3 protein-coding genes are annotated in these 1,904 nt (G+C 65.6%); all 3 read right to left on the reverse strand.

Annotated features, from left to right (window positions below):
• Window positions 1-48: 48 nt before the first annotated feature.
• The 3 genes from B2284_RS06840 to B2284_RS06850 all read right to left on the reverse strand — a co-directional run bounded on the left by B2284_RS06840 (window position 49) and on the right by B2284_RS06850 (window position 1,627).
• A complete protein-coding gene (locus B2284_RS06840; protein WP_006943691.1) occupies window positions 49-633 on the reverse strand; it encodes a hypothetical protein in 585 nt (194 codons plus the stop codon).
• Window positions 630-809, reverse strand: coding sequence for a hypothetical protein (locus B2284_RS06845; RefSeq protein ID WP_131941659.1), 180 nt, complete (start codon window positions 807-809; stop codon window positions 630-632). Before B2284_RS06845 ends, B2284_RS06840 begins: the two co-directional genes overlap by 4 nt.
• 197 nt (window positions 810-1,006) lie before the next feature.
• Window positions 1,007-1,627 carry a superoxide dismutase gene (locus tag B2284_RS06850; RefSeq protein WP_006943682.1) on the reverse strand — a complete coding sequence of 207 codons (621 nt, stop codon included), beginning with the start codon at window positions 1,625-1,627 and terminating at the stop codon, window positions 1,007-1,009.
• Window positions 1,628-1,904: the final 277 nt, after the last annotated feature.

Here is a 1,904-nt window from a genome sequence, read left to right on the forward strand (position 1 = left end):
AGGCCTGACGACGATCAAGCAACCACAGGGGTTGTGGAGGTTCGTGCTTCATGGAGCACGAACCTCCACAACCCCTGCGTCGATGAGTGCGGCTTCGATCTGGTCGAGGAACGCATCAGGGTCGCTGCGCAGGCCGATGTCGGGAACGCGCAGGACGCGATCGCCGTGGAGGGCGACGGCGTTCTGCCGCAGTGCGTCGGTGATCGGGTTGGCGCCGCCCTGGTGGTGTGCGCCGTCGATCTCGGCGACGCGGCCGTCGGCGTTCCAGCGTGCATCGAGGTACCAGCCCCCGTCGGGGCCCTGGCGCACGACCTGACGATCCGGCAGTGGAGACCGGCGTCGACGCGGGTGCGCGACGAAGGCGAGTTCGTCGATGGATTGCGACCCACCGCCGATGTCGCGGATGAACCCGGCGATGGCACGTCGTCGCCGCAGCGTGGGGTGCATCTGCGACGCCGTAGAGAGCCACTCAGGTGTGGTGAGGCGCTGTTGCACCGTCATCGCGAGCAGCGCCCCGGCCGCGTGATCCGTGGCGGCGAAAGAGGCGGCACGAATGGCTGCGACGTCCTCGCGCGCTCGCGGAACGGGAGGGGCGTGCAGCGGCGGCACGTGGCGAACACGATGCTCACTCACGCCGTCGCCAGGCCGAACCGCGCCTTTCGCGGGCCCGCAGCATCCCGGCGCACGAGCGTACGCACGTAGTGACGCTCGACGCCTCGCTCGCGCAACTGAACGCGGCCGACGACGCCGCACGAGGCCACGGCCAGGTCAGCCGCCACCTGCGTTGCACTCACTCGCTCCACAGTCATGGATCCAGCCTGACGCGCGCGCCGCGCCCGGCGCCATCGACGCCGGCCCACCCTGGGGCCTCCCCCACCTCACGATGACGCCCACGATCGTCACCGCCGGGAATGACAGCCGCAGACGCCGACAAGGGTTGAGGAGGTTCGCGCCCCCCCTGGAGCGCGAACCTCCTCAACCCTTGCGTCGATGACTGATGCAGCGGTCAGACGATGAGACCGGGCGTCTGCTTCGACGCCTTCTCGAAACGCGCCTGCACGTCAGCCCAGTTGACGATGTTCCACCACTGCTTGACGAACGTCGCCTTGTCGTTCTTGTACTGCAGGTAGTAGGAGTGCTCCCACATGTCGAGCATGAGCAGCGGAACCATGCAGATCGGCACGTTGCCCTGGTGGTCGAAGTGCTGAACGATGTACAGCTTCTGCGCGACCATGTCCCACGTCAGCACCGACCAGCCGGAACCCTGCACACCGAGGGCGTTGGCCTCGAACTGCGCGCGGAACTTGTCGAACGACCCGAAGTCGGCGTCGATACGAGCCGCGAGATCACCAACGGGCTTGTCACCACCGTCAGGCGACATGTTCGTCCAGAACACCGAGTGATTGACGTGGCCACCGAGGTGGAACGCCAGGTTCTTCTCCAGCGTGCCGAGGAACGTGAACTCCTCCTTGTCACGCATCTCCGACAGCTGGTCGACGGCCGTGTTGATGCCCTTGACGTACGTCGCGTGGTGCTTGTCGTGGTGCAACTCCATGATCTCGCCCGAGATGTAGGGCTCGAGAGCTGCGTAGTCGTAGGGAAGTTCCGGGAGCGAGTAGTCAGCCATGACCCCACGCTATCTACCTGCGACGAAGTCGCAACTAAGGCATACCTCGTCAGATGCGATACAGTCGCACCTGGGACGGGAAGCGCGAGAGGCCACGAGCACCAACTCGTGGCCTCTCGTCATGCGTGACGCGATGGGCTGGGCGCCCGATCGGTCGTCAGCACGCGTCAGATCGCCAGCGCACGATCTTTTGACGCGCTTCCTCAACGCTCGTTAAAACCTTCGCAAGCTCAGGCCCCACCGAGCCAGATCGCCAGCGCACGATTTTTTTGACGCG

Origin of the sequence: Dermacoccus sp. UBA1591, assembly GCF_002322065.1 — a bacterium.
GTDB lineage: Bacteria > Actinomycetota > Actinomycetes > Actinomycetales > Dermatophilaceae > Dermacoccus > Dermacoccus nishinomiyaensis.

Bases quoted from the DNA above. Each gene is read 5' to 3' on its own strand.
- B2284_RS06845 (WP_131941659.1), bottom strand. From the start codon at position 809: ATGACTGTGGAGCGAGTGAGTGCAACGCAGGTGGCGGCTGACCTGGCC.
- B2284_RS06850 (WP_006943682.1), bottom strand. From the start codon at position 1,627: ATGGCTGACTACTCGCTCCCGGAACTTCCCTACGACTACGCAGCTCTC.